Source organism: Bradyrhizobium sp. JR3.5, assembly GCF_054057015.1.
Genome location: NZ_JBSRYV010000001.1, coordinates 683,378 through 707,242, shown reverse-complemented (window position 1 = coordinate 707,242; position 23,865 = coordinate 683,378). Strand labels below are relative to the sequence as shown.

General features: G+C 66.3%; 15 protein-coding genes and 3 pseudogenes. 7 read left to right on the top strand and 11 right to left on the bottom strand.

Annotated features, from left to right (window positions below):
* Nucleotides 1–13 precede the first annotated feature (13 nt).
* Nucleotides 14–1,972, top strand: coding sequence for a hypothetical protein (locus ACVWW1_RS03405; protein WP_456654858.1), 1,959 nt, complete (start codon nucleotides 14–16; stop codon nucleotides 1,970–1,972).
* A 166-nt stretch (nucleotides 1,973–2,138) separates the two neighbouring features.
* Here the strand turns inward: ACVWW1_RS03405 and ACVWW1_RS03400 are convergent, their stop codons facing one another.
* Both ACVWW1_RS03400 and ACVWW1_RS03395 read right to left on the bottom strand, forming a co-directional pair.
* Complete coding sequence (locus tag ACVWW1_RS03400; protein WP_176530193.1) at nucleotides 2,139–2,714, bottom strand: DUF2147 domain-containing protein; 576 nt, start codon at nucleotides 2,712–2,714, stop codon at nucleotides 2,139–2,141.
* A 127-nt stretch (nucleotides 2,715–2,841) separates the two neighbouring features.
* The gene (locus ACVWW1_RS03395) at nucleotides 2,842–3,870 is read right to left on the bottom strand and encodes an NAD(P)/FAD-dependent oxidoreductase (RefSeq protein ID WP_456654857.1); all 1,029 of its coding nucleotides are present in this window, start codon (nucleotides 3,868–3,870) and stop codon (nucleotides 2,842–2,844) included.
* A gap of 163 nt (nucleotides 3,871–4,033) precedes the next feature.
* Here ACVWW1_RS03395 and ACVWW1_RS03390 point away from each other — a divergent pair, with 163 nt between their 5' ends.
* A complete protein-coding gene (locus tag ACVWW1_RS03390; protein WP_028337718.1) occupies nucleotides 4,034–4,495 on the top strand; it encodes an acyl-CoA thioesterase in 462 nt (153 codons plus the stop codon).
* 6 nt (nucleotides 4,496–4,501) lie between these two features.
* Here the strand turns inward: ACVWW1_RS03390 and ACVWW1_RS03385 are convergent, their stop codons facing one another.
* Both ACVWW1_RS03385 and ACVWW1_RS03380 read right to left on the bottom strand, forming a co-directional pair.
* A complete protein-coding gene (locus ACVWW1_RS03385; RefSeq protein WP_092115454.1) occupies nucleotides 4,502–4,822 on the bottom strand; it encodes a 2Fe-2S iron-sulfur cluster-binding protein in 321 nt (106 codons plus the stop codon).
* 160 nt (nucleotides 4,823–4,982) lie between these two features.
* A complete protein-coding gene (locus tag ACVWW1_RS03380) occupies nucleotides 4,983–5,360 on the bottom strand; it encodes an Hpt domain-containing protein (RefSeq protein WP_456654856.1) in 378 nt (125 codons plus the stop codon).
* Nucleotides 5,361–5,740: 380 nt separating this feature from the next.
* Between ACVWW1_RS03380 and ACVWW1_RS03375 the strand changes: the two are divergent.
* Both ACVWW1_RS03375 and ACVWW1_RS03370 read left to right on the top strand, forming a co-directional pair.
* Nucleotides 5,741–11,815, top strand: a pseudogene (locus tag ACVWW1_RS03375) (apolipoprotein A-IV repeat region-like domain-containing protein).
* A gap of 105 nt (nucleotides 11,816–11,920) precedes the next feature.
* A complete protein-coding gene (locus ACVWW1_RS03370) occupies nucleotides 11,921–12,283 on the top strand; it encodes a hypothetical protein (RefSeq protein WP_456654855.1) in 363 nt (120 codons plus the stop codon).
* Nucleotides 12,284–12,322: 39 nt separating this feature from the next.
* Here ACVWW1_RS03370 and ACVWW1_RS03365 read toward each other — a convergent pair.
* From ACVWW1_RS03365 to ACVWW1_RS03355, 3 genes and pseudogenes are all read right to left on the bottom strand, one after another.
* Nucleotides 12,323–13,199 (bottom strand): annotated as a pseudogene (locus ACVWW1_RS03365) (MlaD family protein).
* A gap of 121 nt (nucleotides 13,200–13,320) precedes the next feature.
* On the bottom strand, nucleotides 13,321–14,091 hold the full coding sequence (locus ACVWW1_RS03360) for an ABC transporter ATP-binding protein (RefSeq protein WP_456654854.1): 771 nt from the start codon (nucleotides 14,089–14,091) through the stop codon (nucleotides 13,321–13,323).
* Between the two features lie 2 nt (nucleotides 14,092–14,093).
* A complete protein-coding gene (locus ACVWW1_RS03355; RefSeq protein WP_456654853.1) occupies nucleotides 14,094–15,227 on the bottom strand; it encodes an MlaE family ABC transporter permease in 1,134 nt (377 codons plus the stop codon).
* Nucleotides 15,228–15,361: 134 nt separating this feature from the next.
* Here ACVWW1_RS03355 and dgcA point away from each other — a divergent pair, with 134 nt between their 5' ends.
* Nucleotides 15,362–16,363, top strand: coding sequence for an N-acetyl-D-Glu racemase DgcA (gene dgcA, locus ACVWW1_RS03350; RefSeq protein WP_456654852.1), 1,002 nt, complete (start codon nucleotides 15,362–15,364; stop codon nucleotides 16,361–16,363).
* On the opposite strand, the gene ACVWW1_RS03345 is transcribed toward dgcA, so the two are convergent.
* Nucleotides 16,333–17,532, bottom strand: coding sequence for an MFS transporter (locus ACVWW1_RS03345; protein WP_456654851.1), 1,200 nt, complete (start codon nucleotides 17,530–17,532; stop codon nucleotides 16,333–16,335). The two genes, dgcA and ACVWW1_RS03345, sit on opposite strands and share 31 nt — an antisense overlap.
* A 75-nt stretch (nucleotides 17,533–17,607) precedes the next feature.
* On the opposite strand from ACVWW1_RS03345, the gene ACVWW1_RS03340 reads away from it, so the two are divergent.
* Together ACVWW1_RS03340 and ACVWW1_RS03335 are read left to right on the top strand one after the other, a co-directional pair.
* The gene (locus tag ACVWW1_RS03340) at nucleotides 17,608–18,966 is read left to right on the top strand and encodes a hypothetical protein (protein WP_456654850.1); all 1,359 of its coding nucleotides are present in this window, start codon (nucleotides 17,608–17,610) and stop codon (nucleotides 18,964–18,966) included.
* A 200-nt stretch (nucleotides 18,967–19,166) separates the two neighbouring features.
* A pseudogene (locus ACVWW1_RS03335) lies at nucleotides 19,167–20,725 on the top strand (caspase family protein).
* A 74-nt stretch (nucleotides 20,726–20,799) separates the two neighbouring features.
* On the opposite strand, the gene ACVWW1_RS03330 reads toward ACVWW1_RS03335, so the two are convergent.
* From ACVWW1_RS03330 to ACVWW1_RS03320, 3 genes are read right to left on the bottom strand one after another with little or no spacing between them, the layout of a single operon-like run.
* Nucleotides 20,800–21,789 (bottom strand): threonine/serine dehydratase, encoded by a 990-nt coding sequence (locus ACVWW1_RS03330; RefSeq protein ID WP_092115464.1) that lies wholly within the window; start codon nucleotides 21,787–21,789, stop codon nucleotides 20,800–20,802.
* Between the two features lie 42 nt (nucleotides 21,790–21,831).
* Nucleotides 21,832–22,917: a glycosyltransferase family 4 protein gene (locus ACVWW1_RS03325; RefSeq protein ID WP_456654849.1), complete on the bottom strand. Its 1,086-nt coding sequence runs from the start codon at nucleotides 22,915–22,917 to the stop codon at nucleotides 21,832–21,834.
* Nucleotides 22,914–23,726 carry a UDP-2,3-diacylglucosamine diphosphatase gene (locus ACVWW1_RS03320; protein WP_456654848.1) on the bottom strand — a complete coding sequence of 271 codons (813 nt, stop codon included), beginning with the start codon at nucleotides 23,724–23,726 and terminating at the stop codon, nucleotides 22,914–22,916. The genes ACVWW1_RS03325 and ACVWW1_RS03320 overlap by 4 nt, the downstream gene beginning before the upstream one ends.
* Between the last annotated feature and the right edge of the window lie 139 nt (nucleotides 23,727–23,865).

The window sequence follows — 23,865 nt, the reverse complement described above, 5'->3', positions numbered from 1 at the left end:
GTCAAACCGCGCCATGATTGGCTTTTTGGTTCGATTTTCGTTTCGTGTCACGGTCTGTAGCGTGCTGCTCGGCAGCGCGCTCGCGGCGGTATTGGCTTCGGCCGCCGACGCGCAGGATACCCAGCTCTCGATCTCCTGGGAGGTCCGCAACCGCTTCCGGCTGTTCCGCGAGGAACGCGACTTCCGTCTGCATGTCGAAAGCGGGCTCGGCCGCAGCGTGCTGGCCTCGGAACAGGCGCTGGAACTGCAAAGCGACGGCCGCGGCTGGGCGCGCAACACCGTCAACCGGCTCTGCATCGACCTGCAGGGCCGCGTCAGCGAGCCCTGCACCCGCGACAACGTCAAGGAAAGCTATCTGACGCCGATCGATCACCCGATCGTGGTGCGGCTCACGGGTCCGGTTCCGGTCGGCGCGACCTGCGCCTGGTCGTTCGACGACGGCGACGGGCCGCAATCCTCGACATTCGATTGCGCCGAGCCGGTCAATCTGCGCGTCCGCTACGGCCGCACCACGGTCGCGACCGTCGATGTCGCCAGCGGCTCGGACGCCAACCAGCGCGTGACGACCCAGATCGCGGTGCGCGATTTGCTGATCGCCGGCCTCGGCGACAGCATCGCATCCGGCGAGGGCAATCCCGATCGCGCGATTGCCCTCTCCGACGAGGGCTTCTGCTTCCGCTCCTATCTCGGCGGCGCGCAATACTACCGGCCGAGCCGCGCCGGCTTCAAAGGCGGCCGCGCCTGCGAAGCGCCCGACACCCTGACCAACTGGCAGCGCCGGAGCGCGCTGTGGCTCAACTCGGCCTGTCACCGTTCGCTGTACAGCTACCAGACCCGCACCGCTCTTGCGCTTGCCGTGCAATATCCGCACATCGCGGTGACCTATCTGCCGCTGGCCTGCACCGGCGCCACCATCGCCGACGGCCTGCTCGGCTCGCAGCAGGCGCGGGAATGTCTGCCGACGAAAACCGCCAACACCTGCTCGGGCACCGTCAACGGCCAGATCGCGGAGCTGCGCACGGCACTCGCAGCCGCCAAGCGCCGGCAACCGGACCGCACGCTCGATCTCGTGCTGCTGTCGGTCGGCGCCAACGACATCTACTTCTCCGGCCTCGTCGCCAACGTGATCGTCGACACGCCGACCGAACGCGCGCTGTTCAGCCAGGGCGGCTCGATGGCCAGCGTCGACGATGCCCGCTCGGCACTGGCGCGCGACCTGCCGGCCGATTTCGCCAAGCTGCGCGATGCGCTGAAGCCGTTGGTCGGCGGCGACCTCTCGCACGTGGTCTACACGGCCTATGCCAATCCGGCGCTGTCCAATGGCGGCGCGCCCTGCCCCGGCGGCCGCGCCGGCTTCGAGATCCATCCCTCGTTCAACGCCGATCCGAAGCGGCTCGCGGCGGTCTCGGGCTTCGTGCAGAACGAGTTCCTGCCGCAGCTCAAGGCGATCGCGCAGTGCCAGTCCGGCATCATCTGCCGCAATCCGCAGGCCGACCGCATGACCTTCGTCGAGGCGCATCAGGATGCGTTTGCAAGCCACGGCTTCTGCGCACGCGCGTCGACCGATCCGGAGTTCGACCGCGACTGCTTCGCCGCCAACGGCGACAGCTTCGTCTCCGATATCGTCGCCGCGGCCAACCAGCCGCTCAAATGCGGCCGCAGCGCCGGCGAATACCGCGCCTATCTGCCGCGGGCGCGCTGGATCCGCGACGCCAATGACAGCTATTTCGCGGCGATGACCTACCCGCAGGGCCTGCCGTCCTCGATGCAGCCAACCGACATCCACGATGCGACGTGGGGCATCCTGTCGGCGGTGTACGGCGGCGCGGTGCATCCGAGCGCCGAAGGTCATGCGGCGATGGCCGATGCGGCGGTGCCGGCAGCCGCCACCGTGCTTCAGTTGAACACCACGGTGCCCGAGGTGATTTCCGAGCCGGTCGCGCCATTGCCGACGGCACCGTTGCAACGCTGATCGCTGCACGCTCGCGACGCCGCACGCGTGCGGCCGCGAACCAACGTGATCCCAATGAGGGGTCTAGAGCGTTTTCGAGCGAAGTGGACGCCGGTTCGCGTGAAGACAACGCGTCAAAACAAGAATCTAGAGCTTCGGTTCTGATTCAATCAGAACCGAAAATGCTCTAGTGCCGCTTCGTCGCGGGCAAAGGCGCCGGTGGCGGCGGCGGCTTCATCGCTGCGGCTTGCGCCGGCAGATATTTGGCGACGATTGCGGGATCGAGCTGCGCCATCGCCGTGTCCGGCAGCCGGGTCCAGACCTCGTCCTTGCCGAACAGCGAGATGCCGAGATAGCCGCGCATGGTCAGCGTCTGTCCATCGGCGCTCAGCGTCATCTTGGCCTTGTAGACCTTGCCGTTGCGCGGATCGAGCACGTTGCCGCCTTCATAGGCGAGCCCGTTGCGCTTCATGTCGCGGATCAGGGGAATGCCAAGCCACGGCATGTCCTTGCGATCGTCCGTGCATTTCGAGCAGACCGGATTGGGCGGATCGCCGGGCGCTGAGAACATCTTTGCGATCATGCCTTCGAACAGGCCGTTGCGCTCGATCACCAGGAACCAGCCTTCGGGCTTGCCGTCTTCGATCTTCTGCCAGAGTCCGGCCGCCGATAGCTCGGCCGCGGAAGCCGCAAGCGGAGCAGCTAGCGCAAAGGCCGAGGCGATCGCCAAGATCAGCCGAAGTCTGGATAGCGTGTTCCGCATCATCATCACCTGATCAATCGACAAACTCGATTACGAGCAGACTACGGCCATTTCGCGGAGTGTTCCAGTAGCCGCGCCGCACGGGCAATGGCCCATGCCCCTGGCATTGGTCGCTGCTGAAGCAGAATCAGTTCACCCCAAGCTTCTTCTGCAAACTTGATGACGAGGTTGTGTACTGGAACACCAGCCGCTTGTCAGGATACACGTAGCGGTGCGCCTTCTGCGCCATCAACGCGCCCTCGTGGAAGCCGGAGAGAATGAGCTTCAGCTTGCCCGGATAGGTGTTGATGTCGCCGATCGCGAAGATGCCTGAAACGTTGGTCTCGAATGCTGCGGTATCGACCGGGACCAGATTGTTCTCCAGCGCCACGCCCCAATTCGCGACCGGACCGAGCTTCATGGTGAGCCCGAAGAACGGCAGCATCGTATCGCAGGCGATCGTCGACATCGCATTGTCGTTGCCCTTCAGCGCGGCGCCCGAGAGTTGACCGCCGGCGCCTTCGAGCCCGGTGACCTGGCCGATCTTCAGATCCATCTTGCCGTCGGCAACCAGCGAGCGCATCTGCTCGACGCTGTGCGGCGCCGCGCGGAAATCGTCGCGCCGATGCAGCAGCGTGATGCGCTTGGCGATCGGATGCAGATTGAGCGTCCAGTCGAGCGCGGAGTCGCCGCCGCCGACGATCAGGATGTTCTTGTCGCGGAACTGCTCCATCTTGCGCACGGCATAGAACACCGATGTGCCTTCATAGGCCTCGATGCCCGGCACCGGCGGACGCTTCGGCTGGAACGAACCGCCGCCCGCGGAGATCACGACGACCTTGGCCTCGAACTCCTTGCCGGCATCGGTCTTCACGCGGAACAAGGGATCGCCGATCTTCTCGATGCTCTCCACCATCTCGTTGAGGTGGAAGGTCGCGCCGAACGGCTTGATCTGCTCCAGCAGCTGCTCGGTCAGGCCCTGGCCGGTGACAAAGGGAATCCCGGGAATGTCGTAGATCGGCTTCTCCGGATAGAGCTCGGCACACTGCCCGCCGATCTTGTCGAGGATGTCGACCAGATGCACCTTCATGTCGAGCAGTCCCAGTTCGAACACGGCGAACAGTCCGCAGGGACCCGCGCCAATTATCAGCACATCGGTTTTGATCGCTTCGCTCATATCCGCTTCTTTTCAGTTGAGATCGACTGGACGGCTTTCGCCTGCCCAGCCAAGTATGGCCGGATCGGGACATGCATAATAGGGACAGCGGCTGGCGCGGCAACCCCTTGCCGAGCCTGCGCAACTCGGCTGTATGGGCGGGAAACCGACGGAGATCCCCCTCGTGAATGCCCCTGTCCGCGCCGACGATGCACCGCGCCTGGAAGACTTTCCCTATCGCCTGTCCGACAATGTGCGCTTTGCCGATCTCGACCCGAACGGGCACGTCAACAACGCCGTCTATGCGAGCTATTTTGAGACCGGCCGCGTCACGCTGGTGAAGGACCTCAGCATGGGGCTGATGCCGGCCGGGCTTGGCTGGATCATGGTGCGGCTCGACATCCATTTCCGCGCCGAGCTGCACTGGCCGGGACAGATCGAGCTCGGGCTCGGTCTCGTCAAGTTCGGACGGACGTCGACCACTTTCGATCAGGTGGTATTTTCGGAAGGGAGATGCGTGGCGTCGGCGAAGGCGGTCACCGTGATGATCGATGAGGCCACGCGCAGACCGACGCCGCTGCCGGCGGAGGTCAAGCAGAACTTCCGCCGCTGGGTCCGTCGCGGTGTGAACCCGGACGGCGAATAAATCAGGTCAGGCCTGCCGCTCCGGCGTCGACACGACCAGTCCGTCGAGATCGTCGGTCACCTTGATCTGGCAGGACAACCGCGAATTCGGACGCACGTCGAAGCCGAAATCCAGCATGTCCTCTTCCATCGGCGACGGCGCGCCGACCTTCTCGCGCCACGCGTCATCGACATAGACATGGCAGGTCGCACAGGCGCAGGCGCCACCGCATTCGGCTTCAATGCCGGGAATGGCGTTGCGGATCGCACCTTCCATCACCGTCGCGCCGTTCTCGATATCAATGGAGCGTTTCTCTCCGGAATGGTCGATAAAGTGTATTTTGGCCATGATTGCTCGTGCTGCCGGAATGCGCCGGACGATGGTTGGAAAGGTCCCGGCAGTCGTATAACGGGTCGATCCGTACAGCGCTAGCGCGGAGACCGAAAACCTGCCGGCCGGCCGGGACGGCGCCCTACCCGTTGCCGCAAGCCGTGGAAATGCCCGAAGCCTAGGAGCGGCCCAGAATCAGCTCGATCGCCGTGCGCGCCTCGGCAATCGCGGCCCCGAGCGCGGCGAGCGGCTGGGCCGGGTCGGAACCGCCGGTCAGCGCGGTTTCCAGGTTGGCGGCCGCCTCGGCGACGCCGAAGGCGCCAATCGCCCGCGCCGATCCTTTCAGGGTGTGGGCGTGGGTCGGAGCCTCGGGCGGCAGGACAGCCAGCTCGCCAAGGATCCGGGCCGACTGGGTCGAGAACATCGCCAGCACTTCCCGCTCCAGCCCAGGGTCGCCCAGCGTCATCCGTCGAAGGTGATCGACGTCGATCGGCCCGTCGCCCGGCGCGAGCGGCGGCGATTGCGTCCATTCAACCCGTTCGAGATGAAGCGGCATGGCCTGTCCCTGTCGTCTCTGCCGGGCTTCACCGGCGGACCGTTCGCCTAGCCAATCACGAAACTGGTTAACGAATTGTTGTCGGGATGATCGGCAAAACCGCCCGATTCTGGACAATTTCCGGACACAATCGGCCCTCTCCGGCAGGAATTTCGAGTACCCATAAGGCCTTATGGCGCAAAGCTGTTAACGATGATTAAGAAAGTATTAATCGCAAGCATTTCATTCGCATCGCTCTCCCAATAGGATGTTTGCGGATGTAGCGGACAAGCCGCCGAGGGGGCGCTTGCGCTCCGCTTGTTGGGCACCGGCTTCGAGCTTGCGTGGGGACGATCGCAGGCTCGCCGACGCGTAAAATAGTGAGAGGGCTCAGACTGAACATGGCGAACACTCCCAAAAAGGTCAAAGATCCCACCGAAGTCGCGCTTTCTGCCATCCAGGAAGCCCTCAACATCAGCGAGCAAGGCGCGGAGAGCCGCAGCCCCCTCAACGAAGGCGCCCCGCCGTCGAGCCTGCCGCCGTCAGCTCCGGATTTTTCAGCCGCATCGTTCGAGTCCCGCGCGAATACCGATCGTTCGGTGTTCGAGCCGATCGAGGAACCGCGCGCGCCGCGCCGCGCCGCCAATGATGATCGCGAAACCATCGGCCAGATGCTGCAGACGCTGCAGGGAGGGCGCGCCCGTAACGCCTTCACGCTGTTCTTTGTCTGCTCCGGCGCCTGGCTGCTCGGCGGCGTGATCCTCACCATCGCGTTCTGGCCGGCCCTGCAGGCTTCGATGGCCCAGGGCACCGGCGTCTTGGTGCTCGCCGGCCTCGCCGCGCTGTTCGCCGTTCCGGTGCTGCTGTTCTATTATCTCGCCAGCCTCGCCTCGCACGGTCAGCGCATGCAGATGATCGCGCAATCGATGGCGCAGGTCGCAATGCGATTCTCCGAGCCGGAAAACGCCGCCGCCGATTCCATGGTGACGGTCGGCCAGGCGATCCGCCGCGAGGTCGCGGCGATGGGCGACGGCGTCGAACGCGCGATCGCGCGCGCCGGCGAACTCGAGACCCTGGTTGCCAACGAGGTGGCGGCGCTCGAGCGCGCCTATTCCGACAATGAAGTGCGTATCCGCGCGCTGCTGCAGGACATCGCCCACCAGCGCGACAATCTGGTCGGCCAGGCCGAGCAGGTGCGCAGCGCGATCTCCGGCGTGCAGATCGACCTGCGCCACGACATCGCGCTGATCTCGGACGCAATTGCCTCGCGCGTCGACGAGGTCGCCAAGAGCATCACCGGCGCGCTGGAAGAGCGCGGCCAGCACATCACGACCGCGCTGAGCCATGCCGGCGACAACATGATCCTCGCGCTCGGCGAGCGCGGCGGCGACCTGCTCGACCGCCTCGAGGAAGCCAGCGCCGAGACCACGCGCGCGGTGATGGACGCCTCCGAGCGGCTCACCACCAGCCTCAACTTCAAGACCGGCCACGTCCATGACGAGTTCGTCGATCTGGCCGATCGCGTCCACGAAGTGCTGAACGAGCGCATCGACCGCATCACCGGCGAGTTCGAGCAGCGTTCGTCTGCGATCGTCGACGGCATCTCCGACCGCACCGAAGAAGTCCACGACTCCCTGAAGAACTCCGCGGACTCGTTGCTGCTCGAGCTCGAGCTGCGCAGCAACGACCTGGTCAGCAAGATCGACGACGCCGGCGACCGCCTCGCCGGCCAGATCATGACGTCCGGCGACAGGGCGAGCGAGGCGCTCGACGTCACCGTCAATTCGCTGGTCGCCAAGGTGGTGGGCCAGACCGAGACCGCGCACGACTCACTGTCGCTGCAGATGAGCGCGTTCGACGACCTGGTGAAGAACCACGGCAGCGAGCTCGCCGAGAAATTCGCCCGCGACTCCGGCACGCTCGGCGCGCTGATCACCCGCCACATCTCGGAATTCGACCGCACCGTGAAGACGTTTGGCGGCGACATCGTCGAGCGCATGGGCCAGCGGACCCAGGACATCGCCGACAGCCTGAAGAAGACCCCTATGTCGACACCTTCGACCATCGCGTCACCACGAATAGCGGCGAGATCACCGCTTCGCTCGACCAGCGCCTGCTGCAATTCGAGACCACGCTCGGCAGCCGCGTCACCAACCTCGACGCCTCGCTGACCGACAAGCTGTCGTCGTTCGACAGTTCGCTCGCCACCAAGATCGGCTCGTTCGACGGCCGCCTGCAGTCGCTGGATGACGCGATCGACGGTCGCATGCGGACGCTCGAAGTCACCTTCGAGAGCCGCGCCAAGTCGGTCACCGACACCATCGACGTCCATCTCGGCACGCTCGCGACCCAGCTGACCGAAGGCGCCACCCAGGCGATCCACTCGATCGACTCGCGCCTCGGCCTGCTCACCACGACCCTGACCGAGGGCACCGTGCAGGCGATCGCCGCGGTCGACCATCGCATCAACGGCGTCACCGAGACCATCGACGGCCACAGCAACCGCCTGGTCGACACCATCAACGGCCACAGCACCCGCCTCGCCGATACCATCAACGGTCACAACACCCGCCTCGTCGAGACCATCAGTGGCCATAGCTCGAACCTGACCGACACCATCTCGGCGCGCTTCGCCGACATCCAGCAGGGCATCGAGAGCAGTGTCGGCGTCATCGCCGGGGACATCGACACCCGCGTCGCGCAGTTCGAGGACCTTTTGGGCTCGCGCGTCGAGGCCGTCGCCGGCCGTATCGAGAGCAGCGGCCGCCAGGCGAGCGAGGAGCTGATGTCCCGCGCCGAAATGTTGTCGTCGAGCATCAAGTCCCATGTCGAGGACGCCGAGCGCTCGCTGACCAACCTCGTGGTGAACACCAGCGAAACCATCCAGACCGGCGCGCGCACCGCGCAGCAGGCGCTGCTCACCGTGTCCGCGGATGTCGGCAACCAGCTCAAGCAGAGCTCCGCCGAGGTCGAGAGTGTGCTGACCGCGGTCGGCACCAACGCCGCCAACTCGATCCTCACCAGTGCCCGCGACGCCCAGGTCTCGCTGGTCTCCGCATCCGGCGACGTCGCCTCGCAGATCAAGGCGCTGTCGGAGGACGTCGAGCGCACGCTGCAGGCGGCCGGTAGTGCCACCGCAGCCTCGGTGCTGTCGGGTGCCCGCGACGCGCAGACCACGCTGGTCTCGGCCTCGATCGAAGCCGCAAACCAGGTCAAGTCGCTGGCTTCCGATGTCGAGCAATCGCTGTCGATGTCCGGCTCAGCGGCCGCCGAAGCGATCATGACCGGTGCCCGCGAGGCCCAGACCACGCTGATCGCGACGTCGGCCGACGTCACGGGTCAGGTGAAGTCGCTCGCCAGCGACGTCGAGCGCTCGCTGTCGATGGCCGGCTCCGCCACCGCGGAAGCCGTCGTCGCCTCTGCCCGCGAGGCCCAGAGCACGCTGGCCGGCGCGTCGACCGAAGCCACCAACCTGGTCCGCACGCTCGCGGCCGACATGCAGCACTCGCTCTCGACCGCCGGCACCGCGACCGCGGAAGCCGTCGTCGCCTCCGCCCGCGAGGCGCAGAACACGCTGGCCGGCGCGTCGACCGACGCCACCAATCTGGTGCGCACCCTGTCGGCCGACATCGAGCGCTCGCTGTCGATGGCAGGCTCTGCCACCGCGGAAGCCGTCGTCGCCTCCGCCCGCGAGGCGCAGAACACGCTGGCCGGCGCATCCACCGAGGCCACCAATCTGGTCCGTACCCTGTCGGCCGACATCGAGCGCTCGCTGTCGATGGCAGGCTCCGCCACCGCGGAAGCCGTCGTCGCCGCCGCGCGCGAGGCGCAGAGCGCGCTGGCCGGCGCATCCACCGAGGCCACCGATCTGGTCCGTACGCTGGCGGCCGACATGGAGCGCTCGCTCTCGATGGCCGGCTCCGCCACCGCGGAATCGATCACGGCCGGTGCGCGTGAAGCCCAGAGCATGCTGGTCGATGCATCGACCGAGTCTGCGACAAAGGTGACGGCGCTTGCCGCCGATATCCAGCGCGCGCTGTCGATGGCCGGTTCCGGCACCGTCGAGGTGCTGACGGCCGGCGCTCGCGAAGCGCAGAACACCCTCGTCACCGCCTCGACCGAAGCAGCCAACCACGTCAAGTCGCTGGCAGCCGATGTCGAGCGCACCCTGACGTCGGTCGGCACAAACACCGCCCAGACGATCCTCGGCAGCGCCCGCGATGCCCAGAACTCGTTCGTGGCAACGTCCAACGAAGCCGCAACCCAGATCCGCGCGATCTCGGTCGAGATCGAGCGCTCGCTGACCACGACCAGCGCCGAGACCGCGCAGACCATCCTGGGCAGCGCCCGCGAGGCCCAGAGCTCGTTTGCGGCGACTTCCGCCGACGCGGCCGCCCAGATCCGCACGCTCTCGACCGATATCGAGCGCGCGCTGGGTTCGGTCACGGCCAAGACCACCGACAACATCCAGACCTCTGCGCAGAACGCACAGGCCGCGCTGATCAACATGTCCAACGAGGTCACGACCAAGGTCAAGACGACCTCCGCCGACATCGAACGTTCGGTGCTGTCCGCTTCCAGCGCATTCGGCTCGGCGATGACCGGCAAGACCGACGAGATCGTCACCTATGTGCAGCAGCAGACCGAGCGGCTGTCGCAGATGGTCGACGGCCGCCGCGGCTCGCTGGTCGAGGCGCTGACCGCCAAGACCACGCAGTTGTCGAACGACATGGATCGCGCCACCGCGGACGCGCTGAAGGCGATCGAAACCCGCGGCCTCGCCTTCTCGCAGTCGATGGCGGCGCACGGCGGCGATGTCGCGCGCAACATCACCTCGGCCGGCGATCAGGCGACCGGTGCGGTGGCGAAGTCGCTCAAGGAGCTCGAGCAGGCCTCGCGCGCGGCGATCGACCAGTCGCGCCAGGTCTCGATCTCGGCCGTCACGGAAATGCAGGAGACCAGCAAGATCCTGCGCACCGATACGGTGGCGCTGTTCGAGCGGCTGCGCGAGGGCAACATCCTGCTGCAGGAAGTGTTGACCGGCGCCCACGACAACCTCAACTCGCTGGAGCGCGCGCTGGTGACCCGCGTGGCCGACTTCGTGTCCGCCATGAACGACGTCACCTCGCGCAACGGCGTGGCGACCCAGACGCTGGAAGACCAGCTCACGGTGTTCAACAGCAAGACCGGCAAGGCGCTGGAAGATCTCGGCGCGCTGTCGAGCCAGTTCGAGACCCATGGCAAGGCGCTGATCGAGGCGGCTGCCGTGGTCGAACAGGCCAACCGTTCGACGACGGCCTCCGTCAGCGAGCGCAAGTCGGCGCTGGAATCGCTGGTCACGACCATCGACCTGCGCACCACCGATCTCGACCAGCGGCTGTCGCGCTTCACCGGTCTGCTCGATGAATCGCTCGGCGCGGCCGAGGAGCGCGCCCGCGACATCGCGCGCGTGGTGGCGGAGACCGCCGGCGCCGGTTCGGCTGCGATCAGCAGGCAGTTCGAGGCGGTGCGCCAAGCGGCCGAGAACGAGCGCCAGCAGACCGTCGACGCGATGAACGAGCTCTACCAGCAGAGCAACGCCGAGACCGATGCGATGTTCAGGGAATCGACGGAGAAGTTCTCCGCGATGGTCACGGCGATGAAGCAGATGGCAAGCGAGATGCACAGCGAGCTAGAGGCCACCCGCAACGAGCTGCGCCGCGGCGTGCTGGAAATGCCGCAGGAGGCCGCCGAAAACACCGCGCAGATGCGCAAGGTGATCGTCGACCAGATCGAGGCCCTGGCCGAGCTGAACCGCATCGTCGCCCATCACGGCCGCGGGCTCGACGTGGTCTCGTCCAACCGCGCCAGCGTCCGCCACGAGGAGCCGGTGATGGCTGCCGCCGGTGGCCGCAGCGACGTGCGCATGCGGGACGACGCGCGCATGCGCGATAACGGCAACAGCGCCTCGACGCTGCCGCCGCCGGATCTCGGCATGGCGACCTCGCGCCGCACCGAGGCTCCGTCGGTCAGCCCGGCCGGCCCCAACAACGGCGATGGCTGGGCTGTCCGACCTGCTCAACCGCAGCGACGCGCCGCCACCGGCCCCGCAGGGCCGCGACGCCCAGCAGCGCCCGCGTCCGCAGCAGCAGCCGGCCGCCAATCCGCTGGAATCGCTGTCGCTCGACATCGGCCGGCTGATGGACCGCACGCTTGCGGCCGAGATGTGGGATCGCTACCAGCGCGGCGAGAACAAGGCGTTCTCCAAGCGCCTCTACACGCCGGCCGGCCAGAAGGCCTTCGATGAGGTGGCCCGCAAGTACCGCGCCGACCGCGGCTTCAAGCAGACGGTCGACCGCTACATCGCGGAGTTCGAGCGCCTGCTCGACGAAGTCGCCCGCGAAGGCCGCGGTCAGCAGGAGCTGAGCAGCCACCTGACCTCGGAGACCGGACTGGTCTACACCCTGCTCGCGCACGCGGCGGGACGGCTGGGGTAAGCGTTCGAACCATCGCAGTACAAGAAACGGAGGCAGCGATGCCTCCGTTTTGCTTTTGACCGACGCAAGACTAAAATCGCGGGAGAACGAGCTGGGAGGCTTCAGATGTTGCTCGCACGCTGGCGCCGCATCGTCGCGCTGACGATGCTCGGGACAATTGGGGTGCCCGCGGTTGCGACGGCGGACCCGATCCAGCCGTCCAAAATCCGGACCGTCAGGATAAAGGAAGAAAGCCAACCTGCGGCCGGTGCGGGCGTCATTCGAACGACGCCTGTCAGCCCGGCACACGATGCGACCCACGATGCGACCGGCCGCGCATGGCCGGCAGCACAGGGCCTCGTCAATGCGGCATCCGATCCCCACCCTATTCGCAGCTTGAGGATCCGCTCGGAGCAGACGTATCCGGACGACCGCTATCGCCGCTTCGTTCCTGAAGCAGCCGAGCCCTCTCAGGCAGCGCCCCAGTAGGACTGCGACGATCGTCGGGACGAACGGAGAGCGCGTAGCCTATTGCTGCCGACGCCGCGGCCCGGCCGGTGCTGCGGCCGGAGCCGGCGCGGGCTCCGGGTGCGGCGTTGTTGCTGCCGCCGAAGATCACCCGGCTCGGGTTGCGGTCGAAATTGTTCACGGCGCGGCTGATGTCGGACAGCGTGCGGCGGCCGTCGTTGATCAGGAGATTGGACCGCTTGTCGATATTGTCGGCGAGCTCGCGGACCGACTTCACCATCAGATTCAGCTCGCTGCCATTGTTGCCGCCCGCGATCGCATTGAGGCCCAGCATCAGATTGTCGGCCTTGCCCATCACGCCGTCGACCTTGAGCATGACGTTGTCGATCTTCTCGGAATTGCGCGCCAGCGCCTGGGTGAAGACCTCGAGATTCTTCAGCGAATTCTTCACCGACTGCTGATTGTCGGCGACGATGCGGTTGACGTTCTGCAGGGTGGCGCGGATCGCTTCGGTCACGTCCTGCAGCGCATTCGGGTCGGCGGTCAGAACCGGGATGCCGTCCTCATCCAGCGGCACCGGCGGGGCGGCCTCCTCGCCGCCCTTCAGCGAGATCGCGGCGACGCCGGTCAGGCCCTGGAATTCGAGGCCGACCAGAGTGTCCTTGCGCAGCGGTGCGTTGTTCTCGATCATCGCCAGCGCGACCACGCGCCGTGGATTGTCGAGCTTGACCGAGACCACTTCCCCTATCCGGATACCGTTAAAGTTGACATTGCCGCCATTGCGCAGGCCCGACGCCGGCCCCTCGAAGATCACCCGCAGGGGGCTGCGCTGCTTGGTGGTGTGCAGGCTCTGGAACCACAGCACGAAGCCGAACGCCGCGGCGATTACCGCCAGCGTGAATGCCCCGATCAAGACGTAGTTCGCCCGCGTTTCCATCAATTGCTCGCGTTCATCACTCTTGGGCGCTCGCGCAGTCGGCCTGCGTTCGAGCCCATCGAATTCCCTGTTGGCGCATGATCTCGTCCGAAAACCGGTCTTTTCGTTTCGGGATCATGGGCTAGGCCACAATGGCACGGGCGCGCTTGCCGTTGAAATATTGCTGCAACCACGGATGTTGCGATGCCTTCATGTCGGCGATCGAGCCTGCAGCAATGATCTTACCGTTCCCTAAAACGGCGATACGGTCGCACGCGGTGTATAGACTGTCGAGATCGTGGGTTACCATGAAAACGGTCAGCCCCAAAGTGCGCTGCAAGGTGCGCACCAGCTCGTCGAAATCGCCGGCGCCGATCGGATCGAGGCCCGACGTCGGCTCGTCGAGAAACACGAGCTCGGGATCGAGCGCGAGTGCGCGCGCCAGCGCGACGCGCTTGATCATGCCGCCGGACAGTTCCGACGGATAGCGATCGGCGACCTCGGGCTTCAGCCCGACCATCACCAGCTTTGCGACCATGATCTCGTCGAGCAGCCGCTGCGAGACCCGCAGATATTCGCGCACCGGAAACTGGATGTTCTGGCGCACCGTGAGCGAGGAGAACAGCGCGCCCTGCTGGAACAGGATGCCCCAGCGCCGCTCGACCGCGCGGCGCTGCGCCGAGCTCGCGGCATCGAGATCGACGCCGAACACTTCGATGCGGCCGGAGACCTTCGGCACCAGGCCGATGATGGTGCGCGTCAGCACCGATTTGCCGGCGCCCGACGGGCCGACGAAGCCTAAGATCTCGCCGCGCTTGACGTCGAGGTCGAGGCCGTCGAGCACGCGCGTGTTGCCGAATTGAACCGTGATGTCGCGGACCCGGATGATGGCGTCGATGTCCTGCTCTGCCATGATCACATCCCGATCGCGGCGAAGAAGATCGCGAACACGCCGTCCATCACGATCACGAAGAAGATCCCTTTCACCACCGACGCGGTGGTGTGCTGACCGAGCGACTCCGCCGAACCCTGTACCGCCAGCCCCTCGACGCAGGCGACGATGCCGATCACCGCGGCCATCACCGGCGCCTTGACCATGCCGACGATGAAATGGTCGATCGATATGGCATCACGAAGGCGGAGCAGGAAGGCCTCCGGATCGACGCCGCCATAGAGCCAGGCCACCAGGCCGCCGCCATAGAGGGCGGCCATCGCGCCGAGAAAGGCCAGGATCGGAAGGGCCAGCACCAGCGCCAGCATGCGCGGCAGGATCAAGACCTCGATCGGATCGAAGCCCATGGTGCGCAGCGCGTCGATCTCCTCGCGCATCTTCATCGAACCGAGCTCGGCGGTATAGGCCGAGCCGGAGCGGCCCGCGACCATGATTGCGACCAGCAGCACGCCGATCTCGCGCAGCACCAGCACGCCCAGCATGTCGACCACGAAGATGTCGGCGCCGAACCTGCGGAAATGGAAGATGCCCTGCTGCGAGATGATGCAGCCGATCAGGAAGGTGATCAGCACCACGATCGGCACCGCACGCCAGCACACCTGCTCGAGATGATGCACCGTCGAGGTCAGGCGGAAGCTGCGCGGATGGATCAGCACCTTGCCGACGGCGGCCAGCACCGCGCCGAGCATGTCGACGAGGCCGATGATCGTGCCGCCGACCCCGGCCACGGTGCGGCCGATCTGCTCGAGCATGCCCGTGATCGACAGCCGGTCGCTGACGACCCTCGGCGCAGGACCAACGCGGCGCACCTCGTCGACCAAGCTGGAATAATTGGCAGAGAGGCCGGCGATCTCCGCTTCGGCGCTGGCGTCGCTGAGGCTGCGGCGCAGCCGCTCGATCAGCCACGCGCCGAAGGTGTCGAGGCTCGCGACCTGCGACACGTCGATGAAGATGTGGGGACGGCTGCCGCGCAGTTTCTCGGCGTCGGACACGATCCGCTCGAGCGCGGGCGCAAAGCGGGCTGTCCAGTTGCCCGCCGCACACAACGCCAGTCCTTCGCCTTGGGCTATCCGCTCCAGTGTCGGGTCGCCGCTCACCTTTTGCCTACCCCTCAAGCCGGCTGGCCGTTGATCTCCGGCAGCTTGCCGGATCGGCTTGTCGAATCTGTCGCTAACCAGCCATAGTTGGTTGCGCGTCGCAAGCTACGGTTCAGGAAATAGTAGACTTTAAAATGACTTCCACGCCTCCCGGAGCCGTTTCCCTGACAGGACGGATCGAGCGCTGGCCGATCGCCGGAACCTTCACGATCAGCCGTGGCGCCAAGACCGAGGCCGTCGTCGTGGTCGCCGAGGTGAGCCAGGGCGGCCTCACCGGCCGCGGCGAATGCGTGCCCTACCCACGCTATGGCGAAACGCCCGAGGCGACGCTGCAGGCGATCCAGGCGATACAGGAGCCGTTCGCCAATGGCATGGACCGTATCGCCTTGCAGGCCAGCATGCCCGCCGGCGCAGCCCGCAATGCGCTGGATTGCGCGCTGGCGGACCTCGAGGCCAAACGGGCCGGCAGGCGGATATGGAACCTGCTCGGCCGCCCCGCGCCCGAACCGCGCACCACCGCCTATACGATCTCGCTCGGGACACCCGAGGCGATGGCGGAGGCCACCGCGAAGACCGCGCACCGCGCGCTGCTCAAGATCAAGCTCGGCGGCGATGGCGACGCCGCGCGGATCGCCGCCGTGCGCAAGGCGGCGCCGGCATGCGAACTGGTCGTCGATGCCAATGAAGCCTGGACCGAGGACAACCTTGCCGCCAATCTCGCGGCCTGCGCCGATGCCGGCGTCACGCTGATCGAGCAGCCGCTGCCAGCAGGCAAGGACGAGGCGCTGCTGCGCATCAAGCGCCCGGTTGCGGTCTGCGCCGACGAAAGCGTGCATGACCGCGCCTCACTCGAAGGCCTGCGCGGCCGCTATGACGCCGTCAACATCAAGCTCGACAAGACCGGCGGGCTGACCGAAGCGCTCGCGATGGCGGACGCCGCCCGCGCGCTCGGCTTCGAGATCATGGTCGGCTGCATGGTCGCGACCTCGCTTGCGATGGCGCCGGCGATGCTGATCGCGCAAGCCGCGCGCTTCGTCGATCTCGACGGCCCGCTGCTGCTGGCCAAGGATCGCGACAACGGCCTGCGCTACGAGGGCAGCCTGGTCTATCCGCCCGACGCCGCGCTCTGGGGATGATGGGATAGGCGCCTTCGCGCCAGCCACATCACCAACCCGCCCGTCGCCGCCATCGCCGCCATCATGTCGTAGACGCCGAGCCCGAAGCGCGCATAGACCACGCCGCTGACGATCGCCGTGGTGCTGGCGACAATGCCGCCGCAAGCGGTGAGATAGCCCTGCGCGCGCGCCATCACATGAACCGGCACGTGATGCACCATCAGCCCCATGATGCCGACCTGGGTCAGGCCGAAGCTCAGCCCGTGTCCGAGCTGGACCACGGCCAGCACCGCAAGCGGCGGATCCTGCGCGGTGATCGCCCAGCGCGCCGCGGCGCTGGCGGCCGCGATCATCACCAGGACAGCCGACGGCAGCGTGAAGCGCGGCGAGGCCGCAAACAGCACGATCTCGGCGATCACGCCGAGCACCCAGAGAACCGCGATCGTCAGGCCACTGAAACCAGCCTGCTGCCAGGCAATCGATGCGAAGATGTAATAGGCGCCGTGGCTGCCCTGGATCAGCGCCGAGGACACGATGATCGCGAGGAAGGTGGGATTGCGCAGCAGCCTCGGCGCGCCGGCCGCGTGCGCGACGGTGGCCACCGGGCGGCCCAGCGGCCGCAGCGTCAGCCCGACCAGCGCGCCGAGCGCGGTCACGGCCGTGATGATCCAGATCAGATCGACCTCGGCGACATAGCGGAGCAAGAACCCGCTGATCAGCGCGCAGACCGCGAAGGCGGCCGAGCCCCACAGCCGCAACGGTCCGTAGCTCAGGCCAAATTGCCTGACGCCGCGCAGCGCATAGGCGTCGGTGAGCGGCACCATCGGCGTCCACACGCAGCAGGTCAGCGCATAGACCGCGAGCAGCACGAGCGGCTGGTGCTGGGTGCCGATCACGGCAAAGCCCAGTGCGGTCGCGAATCCCGTGGCGATGATCGCACCGCGCAGCATCTGGCGGCGCTCCGCCGCCGCCGTGACCAGCGGCAGGACGGTGAAGCGCGTCACCGGCGGCACCGCCGTGATGATGCCGATCCAGGTGGCATCGATCCCGATCGCCTTCAGCCACACCGTGAAAAACGGCAGGTGGACCCCGGTCATCCCGAACGTCGTGGCATAGAATGCCGCGAGGCTGCGCGCGAATCGCCGCGGCGCAACCTTGGCTGCGATGGGGATTTGTGATTCGGAAGACATCAATTCAATTGCGATTCGCGCGATATCGTGGTGATCGTTAGCGTAACGCGCAGTGATTTGCGCGGAGAGATTGTGATGGCCGAAGAAGCATTCGCCCTGTCGCCGATATCCGCCCACGCGGCCCTGCCGAGCGAGGAGGACTATGCTGCGATCAGCGCGGCCTTCATGGAGACCTCGCGGGGCCGCTGGTTCCTCGGCGAATACGCCAAGCGCAACCGCAATGCCGACACCCGCATGGTGCTCGATGCCGTGGCGCGGATCGAGGACAGCCTCAGCGCGCAGCGGCAAGCCGCCGCAGCGGCCATCAGGGACGAGCAGCTGGCACAGGCGCTAGCCGCCCTGCGCGGCGCGATCGAGGCCACCCAGGCCACCGCCATCGCAGCGCTCGACGGCATCAGCTTCGAGCAGAACCTCGCGCCGGTGCGCAAGGGCGTGCGGGTGATCAGGGAGATCTCCTGGCGGCTGCGCGAGATCGGCAATGACGGCCGGATCTGCGACATCATCGATTCGCAGGCCAGCGCGATCGAGGCCGGTGCGACCCAGGTCTCGATGGACGACGCCAAGGCCGTGCTGGATACCGCTTTCGCGGCGTTGGCCCGCCGGCTTAGCGAATTCGATCCGGACCAGGCGGAAACGCCTGCGGCCGAACCTGATGTGGCCGAAGCACCGGTTGCGGAACCGCCCGCTGCTGCCCCCTCGCCGCCACCGGTGGCCGAAAGCGCTGCCGCCGATAGTGCTGCCCCCGATGCTACACTGGCCGGCACGCCGCCGGCGCCGCCTCAGGAGGCCGTTGCAACGCCGATCACTGGGACTACCACGGCTGCAATGCCGGAGCCGAGCGAAGCATGGCTCAAGGCAGAGGCCGCGCTGGCCGAAGCCGAAGCGGCAGAGCTCGCCCGCGTCACCGAGGCCGCCGCTGACGCCCAGGACGAAGCGGTGCTCGACCTCATCGCGATGGAGATGGGCGCGCCCGATCCGATCGACGAAGAAGCGATCGCCGAGGAAATGCATGCTGCCGAGGAGATGCGGGTCGCCGAGGCGATGGCTGACGAGCCCGAGATGGTTGCACCGGCCATTCAGCCCGAGCCCGCACCGGCGCCCGAGCCGAAAGTCGAGGTCGAGCCGCCACCGATGGCCGCAGCGCCGATTGCTGCAGCACCGGTTGCCGCGGCTCCAGCCGCCGTGCCGCCACCCCTCCCGCCCGCCGTTGAGGCTACAGCTGCTCTCGCAGCAGAAGTCTCACTCGGCTCGACCATCATCGCGAGCGGCCTTCTGAAAAAGCCAAGCGTCGCGGCCAACGATCCGCTCGCACCGATCCGCCGTATGAGCCAGGTCGAGAGAATCGCGTTTCTTCTCGTAGGCGCTGGACATTCGCTTTTCGTCATTGCCGGGCACAGCCGTCCGAAGGACGGCGTCGCTTCCGCTCGCCTATGACCCGGCAATCCATCGACAACGAAGGCTTTTGTTGTGATGGATGCGCGGGTCAAGCCCGCGCATGACGAGCGGTGCGGTCCGAGCATTCATTCTCCATTGCCCACCCGCGCAGCGTGACCCAGCTCACGTACGGCGGGCGTGTCCGCGCCTAGCCTCGCCGCGACCGGTCCCGCACCGGGACCAGCTTTTGGGAGCGCGCGATGGTCCGCCTGACATCCATCATGATATCGGCCGCATTGTTCGGTCTGTTGAGCCTCGGCGTATCAGGCACAGCATCTGCCGAGACCAGCGGCGTCACCGTCGGCAACGCAACGCAGACGCCGGCACAATCGATCGATCAAACGGCTTCGCCGGCGATGCCCACCGCAGCGGCGCCGGCTGCGCTACGCCGCCCCGAGCAGCGCGTCGCGCTCGTGATCGGCAATGCGAACTACGAGAACGCGCCAAAACTCGCCAATCCCGGCAATGACGCACAGTCGATGGCCGAGCTGTTGAACGCGGCCGGCTTCGAGGTGATCTCCGCGACCGACCTCAGGCAGGGCGACATGGTCAAGGTGTTGCAGGATTTCTCCGACAAGGTCGCGGCGCGCGGCCCCGGCACGGTCGCGATGATCTATTACGCCGGCCACGGCGTGCAGCTCGCCGGCGAGAACTATCTGATTCCAGTCGATGCCAAGATCGCAACGCCGTCCGACCTCGACGGCAATGCGGTGCGCATGTCGACGTGATGGGCACGCTCGAGAACGTCCCGAGCCGGATGCGCATCGTGGTGCTCGCCGCCTGCCGCAACAACCCGTTTCCCAACGTCAACGACGCCGGCCGCGGCCTTGCCGTCGTCGATGCACCGAGCGGCTCGATCGTCGGCTATTCGACCGCACCCGGCATGGAAGCGCAGGACGGCAGCAACGGCCACAGCCCTTACACCAACGCCTTCCTGCGCCTGGCGCGCGAGCGCAATCTGCCGATCGAGCAGCTGTTCAAGCGCATTCGCCTCGACGTCAACTCTACGACCGACGGCCGGCAGACGCCCTGGGAAAGCTCGTCGCAGACCTCCGATTTCTCTTTCTTCGGCGACACCGCAGTGGCGTCGGCGCGTGCGCCAGCGAATGGCCCGGTGGTGCAGATGGCGTCGAACCTGCCGAACCGCTCGGTGCGCCAGGCCTATGACTTCGTGCTGTCCGAGGGCCGGGCGGACTATTATGAGGAATTCATCCGGCTCTATCCGCGCGATCCGCTCTGCGACCGCATTCGCTTCCTGCTGACGAACTGGTTGCAGGTCGCGGCCTGGCACAAGGCGGTGCTCGCCAACACGCCGTTCGCCTACAAGACCTTCCACGACAATTTCGGCAACAGCCCCTACGCGCAGTCGGCGTTGAAGCTGCAGGTGCAGCCGAAAGCAATTCCGCTGATGCAGTTCACGCGGCTTTCCAGTCGTCCAGCCTTCCGGCCGATCAATGCCGGCGCACAGGGTGCCGTCGGCAAGATCGTGACCATGCCCGCGCCTGGAGCGAAGCCGGTCGGCATGCCAAGCTCAATCGGCAAGGGCAAGGTCGCGAGCCTTCCTGGCGCCAATGCCGGCAACACCACATCGAACCGGATCATGAAAGATAACAGCGGGCCGCACTTCCGCGCCGAGCGGCAGAGCATGCAAGTCAACCGGACGGGATCGGGTGGTAGCCATACAGCGTTCCACCCAAGTCCGTCCGGCTCACATCTCGGCGGAATGGGCGGCAGCCACCGTGGCGGCTTCAGGCACTGATCAGCCGCGCTCCACAACGAAACTGGGGCAGAGCGAGCACCGCCCTGCCCCCGTTTCGTTTCAAGATGCGGGTCTCAGGCGACGAGCTTCGCAAACAGGTCGGCATCGACATTGCCGCCCGAGAGCACGATGACGACGTTCTTGCCCTTGGCGTCGATCCGTCCCGCGAGCAGCGCCGCGAGCCCGACCGCACCGCCGGGCTCGACCACGAGCTTCAGCTCGCGATAGGCGAAAGCGACGGCGGCACCGACCTCATCGTCGGAGACGCTGACGCCGTTTGCCAGCAGCTTGCTGTTGATGGCGAAGGTGAGCTCGCCCGGCATCATCGCCATCAGCGCATCGCAGATGGTGCGCGCCGCGACCGGATGCGCCTCGCGATGGCCGACCTTGAGCGACAAAGCGTGGTCGTCATAGCCCGCGGGCTCGGCGACGATCACCTGGGCCTGCGGATATTTCGCCTTCACGGCGGTAGCAACGCCCGCGATCAGGCCGCCGCCGGAAGCCGGCGCCACCACGATGTCGGGCACAAGCCCGAGCGCGGCCATGTCCTCGGCGATCTCGCGGCCGGCGGTGCCCTGGCCCGCGATCACGAAGGGATCGTCATAGGGACGCACCAACGTCGCGCCGCGCTTGCTGGCGATGCCATTGGCGATCGCCTCGCGGTCGTCACGATCGCGATCATACAGCACGACCTCGGCGCCATAGGACTTGGTCCGCTCGCGCTTGGTGATCGGCGAGTCCGCAGGCATCACGATGGTCGCCTGCATGTTGAGGATCTTTGCCGCCGCGGCAACGCCTTGGGCGTGGTTGCCCGAGGAGAACGCGACGACGCCCCCGCTCCGCTTGTCCTGCGGTATCGAGGCGAGCTTGTTGAAGGCGCCGCGGAACTTGAACGATCCGGTCCGTTGCAGCATCTCGGGCTTGAGGAAGACCTGGGTGCCGACGCGTTCGTTGAGAACGGGGAAAGTCAGGAGCGGCGTGCGCACCGCGAACGGCGCGACCACCCTTGCGGCGGCATCGATGTCCGCAGCAGCGACGGGTGGATTGAGAGTGATGTCCGTCATCCACGATTTGTATCGCGGCGGCGGGCAGCCCGGCAAGACGCTTTAGCGTGAGTTTGGCTGAGGCGCCGGCAAAGCCGCAAAATGATGCTCTTCGGCGCCGAATTCGAGCGCCTCGCCGTCGGGCGCCGCGGGGCGGACGTTCATGCAGCGGTCGATGAACACCCGGGCCGACGCCTGCCAGGTGTGGAGCGCGGCGAAATCGACGCAGGCCTGCCGCGGGATGCTGAGCGCCTCCAGGCAGGCGTGGCGCAGATCCTCGTCGAGCACGCCGACCGGCGCCGCGCCGATCACGTCGCGGGGACCGGTGACCGGAAAAGCGGCAACCGGCAGGCCGCTGGCCAGCGCTTCAAGCAGCACCAAACCGAACGTATCGGTGCGGCTGGGGAAAACGAACACATCAGCCGCGGCATAGATTTCGGCCAATTCTTCCCCATGGCGGGCGCCGAGGAAGAGGGCTTCCGGATATTTCCGCTCCAGCGCCGCCCGCGCCGGGCCGTCGCCAACCACCACCTTGGTGCCGGGCAGATCGAGATCAAGGAATGCTTCGAGGTTCTTCTCCACCGCCACCCGGCCGACGCTGAGATAGACCGGCTGCGGCAGGCAGAGATCGACATCGCGCGGGTGGAACAGCGCGGTCTCGACGCCGCGCGACCACAGCACCACGTTGCGGAAGCCGCGCTGGCGGAGTTCGGCGGCCAGCGCCGGGGTCGCGGCCATCACCGCCCGGCTCGGCCTGTGGAACCAGCGCAGTGCCCGCCACACCCAGGCTTCCGGGACAGGCGTCCGTGCCGAGACGTATTCGGGGAAGCGGGTGTGGAAGCTCGTCGTGAACGGCAGGCCGCGCCTACGGCAATAGCGGCGGACCGACAGCCCGATCGGGCCTTCCGTCGCGATATGGATGCTGTCGGGCCTGGCCGCCTCGATCAGGCTGGCGACCTTGGCCTGGTACGGCAGCGCCAGCCGGAGATCGCGATAGCTCGGCATCGCGAAGGTGCGGAACTCGTCCGGCGTCAGGAAGCTCACCTCCACGCCGAGCGATTTCGCCGCCTGTGCCATCATGGTCAGCGTGCGGACAACCCCGTTGACCTGGGGATGCCACGCATCGGTCGCGACCAGGATATGCGTCATGCAGCGCGTGCCGTCACTCGCGGAACTGGCGCGATCCGGCGCACCGGGTCGGTCCAGGTGATGATCTCGAAATTGCCGTCCTCATGCTCGGCGAGCGCCGTGCAGCTCTCGACCCAGTCGCCGCAATTCATGTAGCGGATGCCGTGCTCGTCATGAATCGTCGCGTAATGGATGTGGCCGCAGATCACGCCGTCGCAGCCGTGACGCCGCGCCTCGCCGGCCAGCGTCGCCTCGAACGCGCCGATATAGTTCACCGCCTTCTTGACCTTCAGCTTGGCCCATTGCGACAGCGACCAGTACGGCACGCCGAACATCTTGCGGAAGAAGTTGACGAAGCGATTCATCTGGATCGCGAAGTCGTAGGCCTTGTCGCCGAGATGGGCGAGCCAGCGCGCGTTCTGCACCACGAGATCGAAGATGTCGCCGTGGATCACGAGGTAGCGCTTGCCGTCGGCGCCGGTGTGAACGGTGTTCTCCACCACGTCGATGCCGCCGAAATGCGTGCCGTAATATTTGCGCAGGAACTCGTCGTGGTTGCCCGGGACGTAGATCACCTTGGCGCCCTTGCGCGCCTTGCGCAGCATCTTCTGCACGAAATCATTGTGGGTCTGCGGCCAGTACCAGTTCGACTTCAGCGCCCAGCCGTCGACGATATCACCAACGAGGTAGATCGTGTCGGCATCGTGGGAGCGGAGGAAGTCCAGCAGGCGGTCGGCTTGCGAACCGCGGGCTCCGAGATGAACATCGGAGATAAACAAAGTGCGAAAGCGCCGCTCTGGGCTTTCTTCACTCAAGGAGTCACTTCCCATGCCTGTGCACCTAACAGATTCCTGTGACAAGGCGATGACGATCCCCGCGACCCAAGGCCTCACTAACAGTTAACGAGAATCAGCAGCACGCCCCTCCAGTGCGGATAACAGCGGCGTGCGACAATCTGGCGACATGGGT